This window comes from Kosakonia sp. SOY2, from assembly GCF_027109175.1.
In the GTDB taxonomy this organism is placed as follows: domain Bacteria; phylum Pseudomonadota; class Gammaproteobacteria; order Enterobacterales; family Enterobacteriaceae; genus Kosakonia.
Genome location: NZ_JAPVXH010000001.1, coordinates 2198823 through 2217499 on the forward strand (window position 1 = coordinate 2198823; position 18677 = coordinate 2217499).

Annotated in this window: 17 protein-coding genes and 6 tRNA genes; 20 read left to right on the forward strand and 3 right to left on the reverse strand. The window is 54.5% G+C overall.

Annotation, left to right across the window (positions count from 1 at the left end):
• Window positions 1-2 precede the first annotated feature (2 nt).
• The 7 genes from O3S68_RS10435 to O3S68_RS10465 all read left to right on the forward strand — a co-directional run bounded on the left by O3S68_RS10435 (window position 3) and on the right by O3S68_RS10465 (window position 1335).
• Window positions 3-87 (forward strand) — tRNA-Leu (locus O3S68_RS10435).
• A gap of 23 nt (window positions 88-110) precedes the next feature.
• Window positions 111-185 (forward strand) — tRNA-Gln (locus tag O3S68_RS10440).
• A 35-nt stretch (window positions 186-220) separates the two neighbouring features.
• Window positions 221-295 (forward strand) — tRNA-Gln (locus O3S68_RS10445).
• 28 nt (window positions 296-323) lie between these two features.
• A tRNA-Met gene (locus O3S68_RS10450) sits at window positions 324-400 on the forward strand.
• Between the two features lie 45 nt (window positions 401-445).
• Window positions 446-520: transfer RNA gene (locus O3S68_RS10455), tRNA-Gln, on the forward strand.
• Between the two features lie 33 nt (window positions 521-553).
• A tRNA-Gln gene (locus tag O3S68_RS10460) sits at window positions 554-628 on the forward strand.
• A 119-nt stretch (window positions 629-747) separates the two neighbouring features.
• On the forward strand, window positions 748-1335 hold the full coding sequence (locus tag O3S68_RS10465; protein ID WP_269231438.1) for a hypothetical protein: 588 nt from the start codon (window positions 748-750) through the stop codon (window positions 1333-1335).
• Between the two features lie 29 nt (window positions 1336-1364).
• Here O3S68_RS10465 and ubiF read toward each other — a convergent pair whose 3' ends face one another.
• A complete protein-coding gene (gene ubiF / locus O3S68_RS10470) occupies window positions 1365-2540 on the reverse strand; it encodes a 3-demethoxyubiquinol 3-hydroxylase (protein ID WP_269231439.1) in 1176 nt (391 codons plus the stop codon).
• A gap of 171 nt (window positions 2541-2711) precedes the next feature.
• Between ubiF and miaB the strand changes: the two genes are divergently transcribed.
• The 9 genes from miaB (at window position 2712) to gltL (ending at window position 11930) form a co-directional block, all read left to right on the forward strand.
• The gene (miaB, locus tag O3S68_RS10475) at window positions 2712-4136 is read left to right on the forward strand and encodes a tRNA (N6-isopentenyl adenosine(37)-C2)-methylthiotransferase MiaB (RefSeq protein WP_020457022.1); all 1425 of its coding nucleotides are present in this window, start codon (window positions 2712-2714) and stop codon (window positions 4134-4136) included.
• Between the two features lie 142 nt (window positions 4137-4278).
• The gene (locus O3S68_RS10480) at window positions 4279-5325 is read left to right on the forward strand and encodes a PhoH family protein (RefSeq protein WP_269231440.1); all 1047 of its coding nucleotides are present in this window, start codon (window positions 4279-4281) and stop codon (window positions 5323-5325) included.
• On the forward strand, window positions 5322-5789 hold the full coding sequence (gene ybeY, locus O3S68_RS10485) for an rRNA maturation RNase YbeY (protein WP_045508988.1): 468 nt from the start codon (window positions 5322-5324) through the stop codon (window positions 5787-5789). The genes O3S68_RS10480 and ybeY overlap by 4 nt, the downstream gene beginning before the upstream one ends.
• A gap of 105 nt (window positions 5790-5894) precedes the next feature.
• Entirely contained in the window at window positions 5895-6773 is an 879-nt protein-coding gene (corC, locus tag O3S68_RS10490; RefSeq protein WP_044489811.1) for a CNNM family magnesium/cobalt transport protein CorC, read from the forward strand.
• A 5-nt stretch (window positions 6774-6778) separates the two neighbouring features.
• Complete coding sequence (gene lnt, locus O3S68_RS10495) at window positions 6779-8317, forward strand: apolipoprotein N-acyltransferase (protein WP_269231441.1); 1539 nt, start codon at window positions 6779-6781, stop codon at window positions 8315-8317.
• 385 nt (window positions 8318-8702) lie between these two features.
• Window positions 8703-9629 (forward strand): amino acid ABC transporter substrate-binding protein, encoded by a 927-nt coding sequence (locus tag O3S68_RS10500; RefSeq protein WP_017455899.1) that lies wholly within the window; start codon window positions 8703-8705, stop codon window positions 9627-9629.
• 158 nt (window positions 9630-9787) lie between these two features.
• Window positions 9788-10528 carry an amino acid ABC transporter permease gene (locus tag O3S68_RS10505; RefSeq protein ID WP_020457017.1) on the forward strand — a complete coding sequence of 247 codons (741 nt, stop codon included), beginning with the start codon at window positions 9788-9790 and terminating at the stop codon, window positions 10526-10528.
• Window positions 10529-10530: 2 nt separating this feature from the next.
• Entirely contained in the window at window positions 10531-11205 is a 675-nt protein-coding gene (gene gltK, locus O3S68_RS10510) for a glutamate/aspartate ABC transporter permease GltK (RefSeq protein WP_020457016.1), read from the forward strand.
• A complete protein-coding gene (gene gltL, locus O3S68_RS10515) occupies window positions 11205-11930 on the forward strand; it encodes a glutamate/aspartate ABC transporter ATP-binding protein GltL (protein WP_269231442.1) in 726 nt (241 codons plus the stop codon). Before gltK ends, gltL begins: the two co-directional genes overlap by 1 nt.
• Before the next feature lie 39 nt (window positions 11931-11969).
• Here gltL and O3S68_RS10520 read toward each other — a convergent pair whose 3' ends face one another.
• A complete protein-coding gene (locus O3S68_RS10520; RefSeq protein ID WP_020457014.1) occupies window positions 11970-12452 on the reverse strand; it encodes a zinc ribbon-containing protein in 483 nt (160 codons plus the stop codon).
• Window positions 12453-12687: 235 nt separating this feature from the next.
• Between O3S68_RS10520 and leuS the strand changes: the two genes are divergently transcribed.
• Genes leuS through nadD form a run of 4 tightly spaced genes read left to right on the forward strand, consistent with a single transcriptional unit; the run spans window position 12688 to window position 17522 of the window.
• Window positions 12688-15270, forward strand: a complete 2583-nt coding sequence (leuS, locus tag O3S68_RS10525) for a leucine--tRNA ligase (RefSeq protein WP_269231443.1) — start codon at window positions 12688-12690, stop codon at window positions 15268-15270.
• A gap of 14 nt (window positions 15271-15284) precedes the next feature.
• Entirely contained in the window at window positions 15285-15848 is a 564-nt protein-coding gene (gene lptE, locus O3S68_RS10530; protein ID WP_044489592.1) for an LPS assembly lipoprotein LptE, read from the forward strand.
• Entirely contained in the window at window positions 15848-16879 is a 1032-nt protein-coding gene (gene holA, locus O3S68_RS10535; protein WP_020457011.1) for a DNA polymerase III subunit delta, read from the forward strand. Before lptE ends, holA begins: the two co-directional genes overlap by 1 nt.
• Before the next feature lies 1 nt (window position 16880).
• The gene (nadD, locus tag O3S68_RS10540) at window positions 16881-17522 is read left to right on the forward strand and encodes a nicotinate-nucleotide adenylyltransferase (RefSeq protein ID WP_269231678.1); all 642 of its coding nucleotides are present in this window, start codon (window positions 16881-16883) and stop codon (window positions 17520-17522) included.
• Here the strand turns inward: nadD and cobD are convergent.
• Entirely contained in the window at window positions 17497-18591 is a 1095-nt protein-coding gene (cobD, locus tag O3S68_RS10545) for a threonine-phosphate decarboxylase CobD (protein ID WP_269231444.1), read from the reverse strand. The two genes, nadD and cobD, sit on opposite strands and share 26 nt — an antisense overlap.
• Window positions 18592-18677: the final 86 nt, after the last annotated feature.

Genomic DNA, 18677 nt, shown 5'->3' on the forward strand with positions numbered 1-18677 from the left:
TTGCGGGAGTGGCGAAATTGGTAGACGCACCAGATTTAGGTTCTGGCGCCGCAAGGTGTGCGAGTTCAAGTCTCGCCTCCCGCACCATTCCCAGGTAAGCGTTGCACGGATGGGGTATCGCCAAGCGGTAAGGCACCGGTTTTTGATACCGGCATTCCCTGGTTCGAATCCAGGTACCCCAGCCATCTCTTCTTCGACTCCTGCGAAACGCACTAGTCGTTGGGGTATCGCCAAGCGGTAAGGCACCGGTTTTTGATACCGGCATTCCCTGGTTCGAATCCAGGTACCCCAGCCAGTCGATGACTGGGAAAGCAGTAAAACTTGGCTACGTAGCTCAGCTGGTTAGAGCACAGCACTCATAATGCTGGGGTCACAGGTTCGATTCCCGTCGTAGCCACCATATTTAAGGTCTAATGTTAAGACGTTAAACCTGAAAAAGATTTGTTGGGGTATCGCCAAGCGGTAAGGCAGTGGATTCTGATTCCACCATCCCGAGGTTCGAATCCTCGTACCCCAGCCATCTCAAAGACGTTTGCTTTCGCGAACGCACTTTTGGGGTATCGCCAAGCGGTAAGGCAGTGGATTCTGATTCCACCATTCCGAGGTTCGAATCCTCGTACCCCAGCCAACAAAACAAAAAAGCTCGCTTCGGCGGGCTTTTTTGTTTTCTGCACATCCACGGATGTTGGTAGTTAATCACTGCATAAACCGTATGGTAATTTATCCGCCTCTCTCCTCTGAGCCAGCATGATGAACTATCAAAACACTGCCCTATTAATTTATGCCCCGCTGTATGTACTCTTTGTGGTGACCGGTTTCGGTCTTGCTTTTATGGGCCTCTCCGCGCCGATCTTTTATGGCCTCTGTATGGGGTTGATCTTCCCGGTCGTCATATCCATGCGTCTGCATACGCTGAGCGAAAGCGGCCAGGCCCTGCTGCTGAAGGAGACAACTCACTGGACGGTGTATGTGCAGGGCATTCCGGTGCAGGAAACACGCTCATCGCTGAAAAATCCCTGCTTCTCTACGCCACAGCGCCTGCAGCAATTCTGTATGCGGACACTGCTCGCCAGGCTCGTGCTGCAAGTTGCGTCTGTCGCGCTACTGGTGCAACAGGCCAGCGCAAACCCGCTCTCCCCTGGCTATGGGGCGGCAGCCTTCGTGGCGCTGATTATTCTGCTGGTGCCGCTTTACCGCACAGTGCTGTTGCTGCGCAAAATGCACAGTGGCGAATGGGCGCTGCAACAGCTTGAAGGGATTGACGGGTATCAGGCCTTTTTTATCGACAAAAAAGGCGCGCGCACAGCACTGGATAAGTTATTGGCCATTATGTGAGTACTGCGGGCGCTGCGCCCGCAGACCTTTTATAATCCTAATGCGTACTTCAGCGCCTGCCGTTTCAGCACACCGGCGCGATCCGCCGCCATCAGACCGATATTGCGCAGCAGCCGCACCGGACCGAGGGTGTTACTGAACCCGGCGTAAAACAGATCCATCCCGCTTTGCATAATAAAGTTATCCGCCATACGTCGCGTCTGATAACGCTTCAACACCGCATGGCTGGCCCAGGCTTCCGCCTGCGTACGCGCGCTGGTCAATACATCCAGCAGCGCATCCACATCGCGATACCCCAGATTAACGCCCTGCCCGGCCAACGGATGAATGGTATGCGCTGCGTCGCCCACCAGCGCCAGCCCCGGCCTGACATACTGCAGCGCATGGCGGCGAGTCAGCGGAAAAGAGGCCGCAGCAACCGGTTTAACGGCACCTAAGCGCGCCGGGAAATGTCGGGCAATCTCCTGCTCCAGTTGCGCCATCGTTAATGTCTGCAACTGACGAATACGCGCCGGGCTGTCATACCACACCAGCGATGCCCAGTTATCAAACAGCGGTAAAAAGGCATGCGGACCAGCAGGCGTGAAATGTTGCCAGGTGCTGTCACCCGCTTCGTGTTCGCACTGAACGGTGATCAACATGCAGGATTGTTGATACTGCCAGGCGTGAATGCCAATTCCCGCCGCTTGCCGTACCCAGGAATTCGCGCCATCGGCCCCTACCACCAGTTTCGCGGTTAACGTATCACCATCCGCAAACGTTAATTGCTGATGCGCATCGTGCGCATGCAGCGCGGTTAATTCTTTCGCCGTAAGTAGCGTTACCTGCGGGTGCGCCTGTAACGCCTCCCACAGCGCACGCTGGAGCACCGTGTTTTCCACCATGTAACCGAGCAGCGGCAACTTCAGCTCGCGAGCGTCGAACAGCACATGCGCATTTTCCCACTCCCAGGTTTCCAGTTGCCGATAAGGGTGACAGCGCATGGCCTGAATGCTCTCCCAGACGCCCAGTCCGCGGAGTAACGCCACCGATGCGGCACTGATTGCCGAAATACGTACGTCCGGCGGTAACGTTGCATCAAACGCCGCGGGTTCCTGTTTTTCAATCACGGTCACGGCAAAACCATGTTGCGCCAGCCCCAGCGCCAGCGCTCCGCCGACCATTCCGCCGCCAACGATGGCAACTTCAGTGGATTGATTTGTCATGGCTACTTGTCCTTCAACGAGAATCCGTTAAGTTTACCGGATTTTTTACCCCTTGAGGCTGACAACCGTCATACTGGTCAGCACGCGACCAAAGCATTACAATACGCGGCCTGCAATCCTGGCTGATACCCGTCATACTCAGGGTATACGAACTTAAGCAAGAGCAAGTCGATGACAAAAAAACTCCACATAAAAACCTGGGGCTGTCAGATGAACGAATACGATTCATCGAAGATGGCCGATCTGCTGGATGCCACGCACGGCTATCAACTGACCGAGGTGGCGGAAGAAGCGGATGTGCTGCTGCTTAATACCTGCTCAATCCGTGAAAAGGCTCAGGAAAAAGTCTTCCATCAGTTGGGCCGCTGGAAGCTGCTGAAAGAGAAAAACCCCGATCTGATTATCGGTGTTGGCGGCTGCGTGGCGTCTCAGGAAGGCGATCATATTCGCCAGCGCGCGCACTATGTCGACATTATTTTTGGGCCGCAAACCCTGCACCGCTTGCCGGAAATGATCAACTCCGTGCGCGGCACCCGTAGCCCGGTGGTCGATATCAGCTTCCCGGAAATTGAAAAATTCGACCGTTTGCCGGAACCGCGCGCCGAAGGTCCGACCGCGTTTGTATCGATCATGGAAGGCTGTAACAAATACTGTACTTACTGCGTGGTGCCTTATACCCGTGGTGAAGAAGTCAGCCGCCCTGCCGATGACATCCTGTTTGAGATCGCGCAACTGGCGGCGCAGGGCGTGCGTGAAGTGAACCTGCTCGGCCAGAACGTGAACGCCTGGCGCGGTGAGAACTTTGACGGCAGTATTGGCACCTTTGCCGAGCTGCTGCGTCTGGTGGCGGCGATTGATGGTATCGATCGCATCCGTTTCACCACCAGCCACCCTATTGAGTTCACCGATGACATCATTGACGTCTATCGCGACACGCCGGAGCTGGTGAGCTTCCTGCATCTGCCGGTGCAAAGTGGTTCTGACCGCATACTGAATCTGATGAGCCGCACGCATACCGCGCTGGAATACAAAGCGATCATCCGTAAGCTACGCGAGGCGCGCCCGGACATTCAGATTAGCTCCGACTTTATCGTCGGCTTCCCGGGTGAGACCACCGAAGACTTCGAAAAAACCATGAAGCTGATTGCCGATGTTAACTTCGACATGAGCTACAGCTTTATCTTCTCCGCACGCCCGGGCACGCCCGCTGCCGATATGGTAGATGATGTGCCGGAAGAGGAGAAAAAACAGCGCCTGTACATTCTGCAAGAGCGTATTAACCAGCAGGCGATGGCCTGGAGCCGCCGTATGCTTGGCACGACGCAGCGCATCCTGGTGGAAGGGACTTCGCGTAAGAACATCATGGAGCTGTCCGGCCGCACCGAAAATAACCGCGTGGTGAACTTCGAAGGCAAGCCAGAGATGATCGGTAAATTTGTCGATGTGGAAATCGTCGATGTCTACCCGAATTCCCTGCGCGGCGTGCTGGTGCGTACCGAAGAAGAAATGGGTCTGCGCGTGGTGGAATCGCCACAATCTGTTATTGCCCGTACGCGTAAAGAGAACGACCTCGGCGTCGGTCTGTACCAACCGTAATACCACCGGCCTGCCATTTCTGGCAGGCCTTGCTTTTCCCCTCGCCGACCCCAACATCTTGCGCAATGCTTGCGACTTCTTTATATGCCGTGAATAATTCCCTAATGGGCATAGCCCTCGACACATCGAAAAGAGGAACAGTTTGAATATAGATACGCGTGAAATTACCCTTGAGCCAGCGGACAATGCACGTCTGCTAAGTCTGTGCGGCCCGTTTGACGACAACATCAAACAACTGGAGCGGCGACTGGGCATCGAAATCAACCGCCGCGATAATCACTTCAAACTCACCGGACGCGAAATTTGCGTTAATGCCGCCGCCGATATTCTGCGCACCCTGTATGTCGATACCGCGCCGATGCGCGGCCAGATCCAGGATATCGAACCGGAACAGATCCATCTGGCTATCAAAGAAGCGCGCGTGCTGGAGCAGAGCGCCGAGAGCGTGCCGGAGTACGGCAAAGCGATTCATATCAAGACCAAGCGTGGTGTGATTAAACCGCGCACGCCGAACCAGGCGCAGTACGTCGCCAATATGCTCGATCACGACATCACCTTCGGCGTTGGCCCGGCGGGAACCGGTAAAACTTACCTCGCGGTCGCCGCAGCAGTGGATGCACTGGAACGTCAGGAAGTACGCCGCATTCTGCTGACGCGCCCGGCGGTAGAAGCAGGTGAAAAACTCGGCTTCCTGCCCGGCGATCTCAGCCAAAAAGTCGATCCTTATCTGCGCCCGCTGTATGACGCGCTGTTTGAAATGATTGGCTTTGAACGCGTCGAAAAGCTGATTGAGCGCAACGTCATTGAAGTCGCGCCGTTAGCCTATATGCGCGGTCGTACGCTAAACGACGCGTTTATCATTCTTGATGAGAGCCAGAACACCACCATCGAACAGATGAAGATGTTCCTGACGCGTATTGGCTTTAACTCCAAAGCGGTGATTACCGGCGATGTCACGCAGATTGACCTGCCGCGCAACACCAAGTCCGGTCTGCGTCACGCCATCGAAGTGCTGGCGAACGTCGACGAAATCAGCTTTAACTTCTTCCACAGCGAAGATGTGGTGCGCCATCCGGTGGTTGCCCGCATCGTTATCGCCTATGAAGCCTGGGAAGAGGCCGAACAGAAACGTAAAGCAGAACTGGTCGCCGAGCGCAAACGCGAAGCCCAGGAGCAGGAGCAGAAATGAGTCAGGTGATCCTTGATCTACAGCTGGCGTGTGAAGATAACAGCGGCCTGCCGGAAGAAGCGCAGTTCCAGAAGTGGCTTGACGCCGTTATCCCGCAGTTTCAGGAAGAAGCGGAAGTCACCATTCGCGTGGTCGACAATGCGGAAAGCCATGAACTGAACCTGACCTACCGCGGGAAAGATAAGCCGACTAACGTGCTCTCTTTCCCGTTTGAAGCGCCGCCGGGCATCGAGATGCCGCTGCTTGGCGATTTGATCATTTGCCGCCAGGTGGTGGAACAGGAAGCCCAGGAGCAAGGCAAACCGCTGGACGCACACTGGGCGCACATGGTGGTGCACGGTAGTTTACACCTGCTCGGTTACGATCATATTGAGGATGATGAAGCCGAAGAGATGGAAGGGATCGAGACAGAGATAATGCTTGCTCTGGGCTATGAGGATCCGTACATTTCCGAGAAAGAGTAAGTTGGCGCGCAGATTGCTGCGCGCCACTCGCTAAAAATGCCGTCCGGCGCTGAGTTTACGCGCGACGCGCGACAGATTAACCAACACGAGAACCCACACGACGCCATGAGCGACGATAACTCACACAGTAGCGACAACACCACCAACAAAAAGGGATTCTTCTCCCTTTTACTCAGCCAGCTCTTTCACGGCGAACCGAAAAACCGTGATGAACTGCTGGAACTGATCCGAGACTCCGGGCAGAACGAGCTTATCGACAACGATACGCGCGACATGCTGGAAGGGGTAATGGATATTGCGGACCAGCGCGTTCGCGACATCATGATCCCCCGCTCCCAAATGATTACCCTGAAACGCAACCAGACGCTGGACGAATGTCTCGATGTCATTATCGAGTCTGCCCACTCGCGTTTCCCGGTGATTAGCGAAGATAAAGATCACATCGAAGGGATCCTGATGGCTAAGGATTTGCTGCCTTTTATGCGCAGCGACGCCGAAGCGTTCAGCATGGAAAAAGTGTTACGCCAGGCGGTAGTGGTGCCGGAAAGCAAGCGTGTTGATCGCATGCTGAAAGAGTTCCGTTCCCAGCGCTACCATATGGCTATCGTTATTGATGAGTTCGGCGGCGTTTCTGGCCTGGTAACGATTGAAGATATTCTCGAGCTTATTGTCGGCGAAATCGAAGACGAATATGACGAAGAAGAGGATATCGATTTCCGCCAGCTTAGCCGCCACACATGGACAGTACGCGCACTGGCACCGATTGAAGATTTCAATGAAACCTTCGGCACCCACTTCAGTGATGATGAAGTAGACACCATTGGCGGTCTGGTGATGCAGGCGTTTGGTCACTTGCCTGCGCGCGGCGAATCGATTGACATTGATGGTTACCAATTCAAGGTCGCTATGGCTGATAGTCGACGTATTATTCAGGTCCATGTCAGAATGCCGGATGATTCTCCGCAACCGAAACTGGATGAGTAATGTAAATGGTATTTGCCGCATTGTTTGAGCGCCAGCGCATACGTCTGCTGCTGGCGTTGTTATTCGGAGCCAGCGGAACGCTGGCTTTTTCTCCTTATGACTTCTGGCCCGCCGCACTTATCTCTCTGATTGGTCTGCAGGGTTTAACCCTGAACCGCCGCCCGTTGCAGGCTGCCTGGATTGGTTATTTCTGGGGGCTTGGCCTGTTTGGCAGCGGTGTGCACTGGGTGTATGTCAGCATCGCCCAGTTTGGCGGCATGCCTGGCCCGGTCAATATCTTCCTCGTGGTGCTGCTGGCGGCCTATCTGTCGCTCTACACCGGGCTGTTCGCCGGTATTTTGTCGCGTCTGTGGCCGCATACTACCTGGTTGCGCCTGGCCGTTGCCGCGCCGGTTGTCTGGCAAATTACCGAGTTCCTGCGCGGCTGGGTGCTGACCGGTTTCCCGTGGCTCCAGTTTGGTTACAGCCAGATAGATGGGCCGCTGAAAGGTCTTGCGCCGGTGCTTGGCGTTGAAGCAATCAATTTCTTACTGATGGTGGTAAGCGGTCTGGTGGTACTGGCGATAGCGCAGCGTCGCTTGCGCCCGCTGGTTGTCGCCGTCGTGCTGTTCGCTCTGCCCATCCCGCTGCGTTATATCCAGTGGTATCAACTGCTGCCGGAGCGCACCACTCAGGTGTCGATGGTGCAGGGGAATATTCCACAATCAATGAAGTGGGACGAAAACCAGCTGCTCAATACGCTGAAAATCTACAGCGAAGCCAGTGAGCAGGTGATGGGTAAATCGCAGCTGATTATCTGGCCGGAGTCTGCCATTCCGGATCTGGAAATTAACCAGCAACGCTTTTTAAGCGCCATGGATAATCTGCTGCGGGCAAACAACAGTACGCTTATCACCGGGATTGTCGATTCACGTCTCAACAAGCAAAACCGTTACGATACCTACAACACCATCATTACGCTGGGCAAAGACAACGCTTATAGCTACAGCTCAAGCGATCGCTATAACAAAAACCATCTGGTACCGTTTGGCGAGTTTGTACCGCTGGAGTCGATTCTGCGTCCGCTGGCACCCTTCTTCGATTTGCCGATGTCCTCATTCAGCCGTGGTGCTTATGTACAGCCTCCGCTGTCGGCGCATGGGCTAACGCTGACGGCGGCAATCTGCTACGAAATCATTCTTGGCGAACAGGTGCGTGATAATTTCCGTCCGGATACCGATTTCTTGCTGACCATCTCTAACGATGCCTGGTTTGGCAAATCCATCGGCCCGTGGCAGCACTTCCAGATGGCGCGGATGCGTGCGCTGGAACTGGCGCGCCCGCTGTTGCGGAGCACCAATAATGGCATCACTGCAGTCATTGGCCCGCAGGGTGAAATCCAGGCGATGATCCCGCAATTTACTCGTGAAGTATTAACCGCGAAGGTGACGCCAACCTCTGGTCTCACGCCGTATGCCCGCACGGGTAACTGGCCGCTGTGGATTATCACCGCCTTGCTGGGTTTTGGCGCCCTGGTGATGGGCTTGCGTCAGCGCCGCCGTTAATCCCTCTCCTCGTTGTTCTGCCCGGTGGCGATCTGCTTGCCGGGCATCCTCTCTTCGCTACACAAAATTTACGATTAGGCCGTTTTGGCATGCGGTTTGCTTATATCTATCAGGCAGCTATGTAATCCGCTTATGTGCAACTTACGTCGCACCAGCAGGAAACAGCAGCAGCACCAATCTGGTGCAATGGAAGATTTTTGCCTCTAAACGGTGCGGCGCGCCTCGCAAAAATAAACAATACCGCAGCAAAATCTTTACATTAAGCCAGACTGAATGTAACAAACACACACGACACTGCACGATATTGTCGCAGAACAACAAAAACACAATACACACAATGGGTATCAATACGCGTCTCTGGCGCTGACGATAAAGGAGTCTGGATATGCAATTACGTAAACTGGCCGCCGCGATGCTGGTGATGGGACTGTCCGCCGGTCTGGTGCATGCTGAAGATGCAAAACCTGCCGACGCAGCGCCGGCTGATCAACAAGCTACACTGGCTAAAATTGCTAAAAACGGCGTTATCGTCGTCGGTCACCGCGAATCTTCCGTACCGTTCTCCTACTACGACAATGAACAAAAAGTCGTCGGTTACTCCCAGGACTACTCCAACGCTATCGTTGAAGCGGTGAAGAAAAAACTGAATAAGCCGGATCTGGCGGTAAAACTGATTCCAATCACGTCACAAAACCGTATCCCGCTGCTGCAAAACGGCACCTTCGATTTTGAGTGTGGTTCCACCACCAATAACGTTGAACGTCAGAAACAAGCGGCGTTCTCTGACACCATTTTCGTGGTTGGCACACGTCTGCTGACCAAAAAAGGCGGTCCGATTAAAGACTTCGCCGACCTGAAAGGCAAAGCGGTTGTTGTGACTTCCGGCACTACCTCAGAAATCCTGCTGAACAAGCTGAACGACGAGAAGAAAATGGACATGCGCATTATCAGCGCGAAAGACCATGGCGACTCGTTCCGTACGCTGGAAAGCGGTCGTGCGGTAGCCTTTATGATGGATGACGCGCTGCTGGCGGGTGAACGTGCGAAAGCGAAAAAACCGGACAACTGGGACATCGTTGGCACGCCGCAATCAAAAGAAGCCTATGGCTGTATGTTGCGTAAAAACGATCCTGAGTTCAAAAAGCTGATGGATGACACCATCGCTCAGTTGCAGACATCCGGTGCGGCGGAAAAATCCTTCGATAAATGGTTTAAAAACCCAATTCCGCCAAAAAACATGAACCTCAATTTCGATCTCTCTGACGATATGAAAGCGCTGTTCAAAGAACCGAATGACAAAGCTCTGAACTAATTAAAACCATTAGGGGCGGGTTTACCTGCCCTCTCGATTGTCGAAGTAGCACGGACAGACTATATGCTGAGCGGTCGTTCCCCACTCAACACGAAAACTCGCTCTTCACACAATCTTCGAGGGTAGCGCTGCTACCCTTTTTTTTCCGGAGTAGATTTATGTCCATAGACTGGAACTGGGGGATCTTCCTGCAACAGGCCCCGTTCGGCAACACCACCTATCTTGGCTGGCTATGGAGTGGTTTTCAGGTCACTATCGCGCTTTCCGTGACGGCCTGGATTATCGCTTTTCTGGTCGGTTCCCTGTTTGGCATTCTGCGTACCGTCCCTAACCGTTTCTTGTCCGGCATTGGCACCCTTTATGTCGAACTGTTCCGCAACGTGCCGCTGATTGTGCAGTTTTTTACCTGGTACCTGGTGGTACCGGAACTACTGCCAGAAGATATCGGCATGTGGTTCAAATCAGAACTGGATCCGAATATCCAGTTCTTCCTCTCATCAATGATTTGTCTTGGGCTGTTTACCGCAGCGCGTGTTTGCGAGCAGGTACGCGCCGCGATTCAGTCGCTACCGCGCGGGCAAAAAAATGCCGGTCTGGCAATGGGGCTGACGCTGCCGCAAACCTACCGTTATGTGTTGCTGCCAAACGCTTATCGCGTGATTGTGCCGCCGATGACCTCGGAGATGATGAACCTGGTAAAAAACTCGGCCATCGCCTCCACTATCGGCCTGGTCGATATGGCCGCGCAGGCGGGGAAACTGCTGGATTACTCGGCACACGCATGGGAATCCTTCACTGCCATCACCGTCGCGTATGTGGTGATTAACGCCATCATCATGCTGGCGATGAACCTGGTTGAACGCAAAATTCGCCTGCCGGGCAATATGGGGGGCAAATAATCATGTATGAGTTTGACTGGAGTTCTGTGATCCCTTCCCTGCCCTATCTGTGGGCCGGGCTGGTGGTGACGCTGAAAATCACCGCTATTGCTATTGTGGTCGGCATAATCTGGGGAACGCTGCTGGCGGTGATGCGCCTGTCGACTTTCGCCCCGCTGCGCTGGTTCGCCAAGAGCTACGTGAACGTGTTCCGCTCCATTCCCCTGGTCATGGTGCTGCTGTGGTTCTATCTGATTGTGCCGGGCTTTCTGCAAAACGTGCTTGGCCTGTCACCGAAAACCGATATCCGCCTGATTTCCGCGATGGTGGCCTTCTCAATGTTTGAAGCGGCCTACTACTCAGAAATTATTCGCGCCGGCATCCAGAGTATCTCCCGCGGGCAGTCCAGTGCCGCACTGGCGCTGGGGATGACGCACTGGCAGTCGATGAAGCTCATCATCCTGCCGCAGGCGTTTCGCGCCATGGTGCCGCTGCTGCTTACGCAGGGGATCGTCCTGTTCCAGGATACCTCGCTGGTGTATGTCCTGAGTCTGGCGGATTTCTTCCGCACGGCCTCAACAATTGGCGAGCGTGATGGTACGCAGGTCGAAATGATCCTGTTTGCCGGTGCAGTTTATTTTGTTATCAGTCTTAGTGCTTCGCTGTTGGTCAGCTGGCTGAAGAAAAGGACCGTCTAATGATTTCCCTGAAAAATGTTTCTAAATGGTATGGTCACTTTCAGGTGTTGACCGATTGCTCCACCGAAGTGAAAAAAGGCGAAGTGGTGGTGGTTTGTGGGCCGTCCGGCTCCGGTAAATCCACGCTGATTAAAACCGTCAATGGTCTGGAACCGGTGCAAAAAGGCGAGATTCTCGTCAACGGCACCAAAGTGAATGACAAGAAAACCGATCTGGCAAAGCTGCGTTCTCACGTCGGGATGGTGTTTCAGCACTTTGAACTGTTCCCGCACCTGTCGATTATCGAAAACCTGACGCTGGCGCAGGTAAAAGTGCTCAAACGTGATAAAGCCTCCGCACGGGAAAAAGGGCTCAAGCTGCTGGAGCGCGTTGGCTTGTCAGCGCATGCGAATAAGTTTCCGGCGCAGCTCTCCGGCGGCCAGCAGCAACGTGTGGCGATTGCCCGTGCGCTCTGTATGGATCCGGTGGCGATGCTGTTTGATGAGCCGACTTCGGCACTCGATCCAGAGATGATCAACGAAGTGCTGGATGTCATGGTTGAACTGGCAAACGAAGGCATGACGATGATGGTGGTGACCCACGAAATGGGCTTTGCCCGCAAAGTAGCGAACCGGGTGATCTTTATGGATGAAGGGAAAATTGTCGAGGATTCAGAGAAAGACGCCTTCTTCGATAATCCGAAATCCGAACGTGCAAAAGACTTCCTCGCAAAAATCCTGCATTAACAACCTGCGCCTGCCCGCTCCGGGCAGGCGCTTTCTGGATTATGGTTCGAACGGGCGGCGCTGGAATTGGTCATGTCCACATTTCGGGCATAACGGCAACACATCCGGCGTATAGACCGCCAGATGAAAGTGGCACTTCTCGCAGACCAGATTCCCGAGTCCTACCACTTCGCCGCTGTGATAGACACCGTGGTGATTGAGATCCTGGAACACTTCACGCCACTCAAGCTGCGTTTTATCGGTGATATCCGCCAGTTCCTGCCAGATACTCTCTTTAATCACCCGCATAAATACGCTGTCGGTGACTTCTTCCTGGCTTTCGCTGTAACTGAGGGCGAACTCCTCCAGATCGCGGCGAATGGCGCGCATCAACTCGTCAACCTCGGTGCGCGTTAACTCACCGGTCTTAGCCACGCGCAGGCGCGCTTGTTCAACCAGGGCGTCAATATCACGCTCTCCATTGCGTAGACGCTCGGTCAACGCCGCCACCAGTTCACGGTAAAAATGAGCAACCTTGTTCATCGTTTCGCCTCCCGGTTCAGTAACTCTCTCTAATGGTAGACGTTATTTCTTACTCGCTGTGCCGACTCGCCCGCACTGTCGACAAAAAATTCGCCGCCAACGGCTGCGGCAATTTCATTCCCGCCTCGCGGAAAGGCTGTTTTGAGAGTGGCGTTTGGGCTATGCTATGCCTTTCGAAAAATCACGTAACAACGCTACATTTGTAGCTGTAGCAAAAACAGGACTACTGGCTGCCATGCAAGAGCAATACCGCCCGGAAGAGATAGAATCCAAAGTACAGCGCCACTGGGAAGAGAAGCGCACATTTGAAGTCACTGAAGACGAGAGCAAAGAGAAATACTATTGCTTGTCGATGCTCCCCTATCCTTCTGGCCGACTACACATGGGCCACGTCCGTAACTACACCATCGGCGATGTGATCTCCCGTTATCAGCGCATGTTGGGTAAAAACGTGCTGCAGCCGATTGGCTGGGATGCGTTTGGTCTGCCGGCTGAAGGCGCGGCGGTAAAAAATAACACCGCACCGGCACCGTGGACTTACGACAACATTGCGTACATGAAAAACCAGCTCAAAATGCTGGGTTTCGGCTATGACTGGAGCCGCGAGCTGGCGACCTGCACCCCGGAATATTACCGTTGGGAACAGAAGTTCTTCACCGAGCTGTACAAAAAAGGTCTCGTCTATAAGAAAACCTCCGCGGTGAACTGGTGCCCGAACGATCAGACCGTGCTGGCGAACGAACAAGTTATCGACGGCTGCTGCTGGCGCTGCGATACCAAAGTTGAGCGTAAAGAGATCCCGCAGTGGTTTATTAAAATCACCGCTTACGCTGACGAGCTGCTGAATGACCTGGATAATCTGGATCATTGGCCGGATACGGTGAAAACCATGCAGCGCAACTGGATTGGCCGTTCTGAAGGCGTGGAGATCACCTTCGACGTGCAGAACAGCGACCAGAAACTGACGGTCTACACCACCCGCCCGGACACATTTATCGGCGCAACCTATCTGGCCGTTGCGGCAGGCCATCCGCTGGCGCAGCAAGCTGCCGCAAGCAAACCGGAGCTGGCGTCCTTTATCGACGAATGCCGTAACACCAAAGTTGCGGAAGCCGATATGGCGACGATGGAGAAAAAAGGCGTTGATACCGGCCTGAAAGCCATTCACCCCCTGACCGGCGAAGCCATCCCGGTATGGGCGGCAAACTTTGTGCTGATGGAGTACGGCACCGGTGCGGTGATGGCCGTTCCGGGTCACGATCAGCGCGACTACGAATTTGCCACGAAATACAATCTGCCGATCAAGGCGGTCATTCTCAACTCTGACGGCAGCGCGCCGGATCTGAGCGAACAAGCGATGACCGAAAAAGGCGTGCTGTTTAACTCCGGCGAATTCGACGGTCTCGACTTTAACGCTGCTTTTAACGCCATTGCCGACAAACTGGCGGCCAAAGGCGTGGGCGAGCGCAAAGTGAATTTCCGTCTGCGCGACTGGGGCGTTTCCCGTCAGCGTTACTGGGGCGCGCCCATCCCGATGGTGACGCTGGAAGATGGCACCGTTATTCCAACGCCGGAAGATCAACTGCCGGTTATCCTGCCGGAAGATGTTGTCATGGACGGTATCACCAGCCCGATTAAAGCCGATCCTGAGTGGGCGAAAACCACCGTCAACGGCCAACCGGCGCTGCGCGAAACCGATACCTTCGACACCTTTATGGAGTCTTCCTGGTACTATGCGCGTTATACCTGCCCGCAGCACAACGAAGGTATGCTGGACCCGAAAGCGGCAAATTACTGGTTGCCGGTAGATATTTATATTGGCGGCATCGAACACGCCATCATGCACCTGCTCTACTTCCGCTTCTTCCACAAACTGATGCGCGACGCGGGCATGGTGAACTCCGATGAGCCGGCGAAACAGCTGCTGTGCCAGGGCATGGTACTGGCCGATGCGTTCTATTACGTGGGTGAAAACGGCGAGCGTAACTGGGTTTCGCCGAAAGATGCCATTGTTGAACGTGACGAGAAAGGGCGCATTGTCAAAGCGACCGATCCGGCGGGCCACGAGCTGGTTTATACCGGCATGAGTAAAATGTCCAAGTCGAAAAACAACGGTATCGACCCGCAGGAAATGGTTGAGCGTTACGGCGCGGACACCGTGCGTCTGTTCATGATGTTTGCATCGCCAGCCGATATGACACTGGAGTGGCAGGAATCCGGCGTAGAAGGCGCGAACCGCTTCCTGAAACGCGTCTGGAAACTGGTTTATGAACATACCGCTCGGGGTGCTGTTGCCGCACTGGATCTGGCTGCGCTGAGTGAAGACCAGCAAGCTCTGCGCCGCGACGTGCATAAAACTATCGCGAAAGTTTCCGATGATATTGGTCGTCGTCAGACTTTCAACACCGCTATCGCGGCGATTATGGAGCTGATGAACAAACTGGCGAAAGCGCCGCAGGAGAGCGAGCAGGATCGCGCCTTAATGCAGGAAGCCCTGCTGGCGGTGGTACGTATGCTTAACCCGTTCACCCCACACGCCAGCTTCACGCTGTGGCAGGAACTGGGCGGCGAAGGCGACATCGACAACGCACCGTGGCCGGTAGCTGATGAAAAAGCGATGGTTGAAAACACCACGCTGGTTGTCGTCCAGGTCAATGGTAAAGTGCGTGGTAAAATTACTGTTGCCGTTGACGCGACGGAAGAACAGGTGCGTGAACGCGCAGGCCAGGAACATCTGGTAGCAAAATATCTTGATGGCGTGACCGTGCGTAAAGTGATTTACGTACCGGGTAAACTGCTTAATCTGGTCGTTGGCTAAGCGCGGGAGGAAGCGTGCGATATCTGGCTACATTGTTCGTATCACTGGCGGTGCTAATCACTGCCGGATGTGGCTGGCATCTGCGTAATACCACGCAGGTGCCGAGCGAAATGAAAACGATGATCTTTGACTCCGGGGATCCGAATGGCCCACTGAGCCGCGCGATCCGCAGCCAGTTGCGTCTGAACGGTATTAGCTTGCTGGAGAAAGGATCAACGCGTCAGGACGTGCCTTCGCTACGTCTTCTCGCATCAAGTATCACCAGTGACACGGCTTCTGTTTTCCAGGATGGCAGAACTGCGGAATATCAAATGGTGCTGACCGTAAACGCCAGCGTACTGATCCCGGGTCATGATATTTACCCGATCAATACCAAAGTTTATCGTTCCTTCTTTGATAACCCGCAAACGGCACTGGCGAAAGCCGCAGAGCAGGAGATGATCGTTCAGGAGATGTACGACAAAGCAGCCGAACAACTGATTCGTAAGCTGCCTAGCGTACATACGGCAGATGCGAAAAGCACGCAGGACGCCGCCACCTCGACGACTGGCTCCTCCTCCACGCAACCGGGTAGCTAATGCTCAGGTTGTATCCGGAACAACTCCGCGCGCAGCTTAATGAAGGGCTGCGCGCGGCGTATTTACTCCTCGGTAATGATCCGCTGCTGTTGCAAGAGAGCCAGGACGCCGTGCGTCAGGTCGCCGCTGAACAGGGCTTCATCGAACACCATACCTTCACACTGGATGCCAGCACGGATTGGGATGCGATTTTCTCCATCTGCCAGGCATTGAGTCTGTTCGCCAGTCGCCAGACGTTACTGTTACAGCTGCCCGAAAATGGCCCAAACGCGGCTATCAATGAACAGCTGGCAAAGCTGGTTAGCCTGCTGCATGACGACCTGATTTTGACGGTGCGCGGGAACAAGCTGACCAAAGCGCAGGAAAACGCGGCATGGATAACGCAGTTAAATAATCGTGCCGTGCAGGTAAGCTGCCAGACGCCGGAGCAGGCGAATCTGCCGCGCTGGGTTGCCGCCAGAGCAAAGCAAAACAAACTGGAACTGGACGACGCCGCCAATCAGTTACTTTGTTATTGCTACGAAGGAAACTTACTGGCACTGGCACAAGCGCTGGAACGCCTGGCGCTACTGTGGCCGGATGGCAAACTCACCCTGCCCCGTGTGGAACATGCGGTAAACGACGCGGCGCACTTCACACCTTTCCACTGGGTTGATGCGCTACTTGCCGGGAAAAGCAAACGCGCGTTGCACATTCTCACCCAGTTGCGACTGGAAGCGTGTGAGCCTGTGATCCTGCTGCGTACCGTGCAACGGGAATTGCTGTTGCTGGTGACATTGAAACGCCAGTCAGCACACACGCCATTGCGCGCGCTGTTTGACAAGCATCGGGTGTGGCAAAACCGCCGGGGTGTCACGGGCGATGCGCTTAATCGCCTGAGCCTCGATCAGTTACGCCAGGCAGTCCATTTGCTGAGCCGCATTGAGCTGATTGTGAAGCAGGATTTTGGGCAGTCGGTCTGGGCCGAGCTTGAAGGGCTTTCTCTGCTACTCTGTCATAAGGCACTGGCAGACGTTTTTATTGATGGTTGATATGAATCAGTTGCAGGCACTGTTTGGCGGTACATTCGATCCGGTCCATTATGGACACCTGAAACCTGTGGAAGCGCTGGCGAACCAGATTGGCCTTTCCAGGGTGATCATCATGCCCAATAACGTGCCGCCACACCGTGCACAACCGGAGGCCAGCAGCCAGCAACGCAAAAAAATGGTCGAGCTGGCCATTGCCGACAAGCCCTTATTCACCCTTGATGAACGCGAACTTCGCCGCGACACCCCATCATACACGGCGCAAACCTTACAGGAGTGGCGGGAAGAGCAAGGTACGCAACACCCACTGGCGTTTATCATTGGCCAGGATTCACTGCTCACCTTCCCCACCTGGCATCACTACGAGACCATTCTGGATAACTGCCATCTGATTGTCTGCCGCCGCCCGGGTTACCCGCTGACGATGGAGCAGGAAGCGCACCAGCAGTGGCTGGAAGCCCATCTCACCACCAATCCTGAAGAGCTGCATGTTTTACCCGCCGGACGGATTTACCTTGCCGAAACGCCGTGGTTCAACATTTCGGCAACGCTTATCCGTGAACGGCTGGAGCACGGTGAAAAGTGCGATGATCTGCTCCCTGAGTCCGTCCTGGCATATATCAACGAGCAGGGTTTGTACCGCTGATCACCGCCGTCATGGCAGCGATGAGCCGATCATTCTCCCTTTTGCTTCGCACCGCCACACGATAATAGCGCGCATCCAGCCCTGGATAATTGGCGCAGCTACGAATCAAAATATGGCGGGAAAGCAAGGCCTGTTGTAACTCCAGACCCGGCACGTCACAGCGCAAAAAAAGATAGTTTGCACAGCCAGGCCAGACCGTTAACCCCGGCAGCACACTTAGCGCGGCGAACAGACGCGGACGTTCGTTATTGAGCCAGTTCCAGCTTGCCTGCTGATAGTCACTGTCCTGCAAAATCACCTCACCGGCGAGCGCGGCAAAGGCATTGATGGACCACGGCATCTGCGCATCGCGCATAGACCGGACTTGCTGTTCGTTGCTGCCCAGCACATACCCCAGTCGCAGGCCAGGAATGGCGTAAAACTTGGTGAGTGAACGCAGCACCCAAACGTGCGGATTGTTTGCCAGATAAGGAATAAAACCTTCGCGTTCGGCAATAAAATCCATAAAGGCTTCGTCGAGGACAAGCGCAATTCCCAGCGATTTGCAACGTGCGGCAATCGCGTGCAGCAGAGGCTCGTCCGGCAACAAACCGGTGGGGTTATTGGGTGTACAGAGAAATAAACAGTCGAGATCGGCGGTCAGCGCGCCCAGCAACGCATCAGTAAGCTGCCAGCCATCAGTCTCACGTAATTGATAGTCGCGAATCCCGCACGCCACCAACGCCAGCGCCCGACGATACTCGGCAAACCCAGGCGTTATCAGCATCGCTTGACGTGGCTTAAGCATGTTGACCAGCGCAAAGATCGCTTCCGTTTCACCATTTCCGGCAAGTATCCATGAAGCAGGAACCTGGTGATGAGCCGCCAGCACCTGATGCAGACGCTGATACTCAACATCCGGGTAGCGCTCGGCGAGCGACAGATTATTTTGCAACGCATGTTTAAGCGATGCCGGCATGCCAGCCGGATTAATGTTGGCACTGAAATCAAGCAACTGCTCCGCTGATATCCCCAACAGTTCTGCCGCCTCACGCGTGTTGCCACCGTGCGCACTGTGAAACAAAGCCATCTTCCGCTCCGGTTAAAAGCCGTTATCTTAAACGAAAAAGAGGCCGTGATTGAGGGCGCGATGGTAAACTTTGCGCACAAATCCAG

Bases quoted from the DNA above. Each gene is read 5' to 3' on its own strand.
- cobD (WP_269231444.1), bottom strand. From the start codon at position 18,591: ATGGCTTTGTTTCACAGTGCGCACGGTGGCAACACGCGTGAGGCGGCA.
- gltK (WP_020457016.1), top strand. From the start codon at position 10,531: ATGTATGAGTTTGACTGGAGTTCTGTGATCCCTTCCCTGCCCTATCTG.
- lnt (WP_269231441.1), top strand. From the start codon at position 6,779: ATGGTATTTGCCGCATTGTTTGAGCGCCAGCGCATACGTCTGCTGCTG.
- ubiF (WP_269231439.1), bottom strand. From the start codon at position 2,540: ATGACAAATCAATCCACTGAAGTTGCCATCGTTGGCGGCGGAATGGTC.
- O3S68_RS10500 (WP_017455899.1), top strand. From the start codon at position 8,703: ATGCAATTACGTAAACTGGCCGCCGCGATGCTGGTGATGGGACTGTCC.
- O3S68_RS10505 (WP_020457017.1), top strand. From the start codon at position 9,788: ATGTCCATAGACTGGAACTGGGGGATCTTCCTGCAACAGGCCCCGTTC.
- O3S68_RS10520 (WP_020457014.1), bottom strand. From the start codon at position 12,452: ATGAACAAGGTTGCTCATTTTTACCGTGAACTGGTGGCGGCGTTGACC.
- ybeY (WP_045508988.1), top strand. From the start codon at position 5,322: ATGAGTCAGGTGATCCTTGATCTACAGCTGGCGTGTGAAGATAACAGC.
- corC (WP_044489811.1), top strand. From the start codon at position 5,895: ATGAGCGACGATAACTCACACAGTAGCGACAACACCACCAACAAAAAG.
- leuS (WP_269231443.1), top strand. From the start codon at position 12,688: ATGCAAGAGCAATACCGCCCGGAAGAGATAGAATCCAAAGTACAGCGC.
- holA (WP_020457011.1), top strand. From the start codon at position 15,848: ATGCTCAGGTTGTATCCGGAACAACTCCGCGCGCAGCTTAATGAAGGG.
- gltL (WP_269231442.1), top strand. From the start codon at position 11,205: ATGATTTCCCTGAAAAATGTTTCTAAATGGTATGGTCACTTTCAGGTG.
- miaB (WP_020457022.1), top strand. From the start codon at position 2,712: ATGACAAAAAAACTCCACATAAAAACCTGGGGCTGTCAGATGAACGAA.
- nadD (WP_269231678.1), top strand. From the start codon at position 16,881: ATGAATCAGTTGCAGGCACTGTTTGGCGGTACATTCGATCCGGTCCAT.
- O3S68_RS10465 (WP_269231438.1), top strand. From the start codon at position 748: ATGATGAACTATCAAAACACTGCCCTATTAATTTATGCCCCGCTGTAT.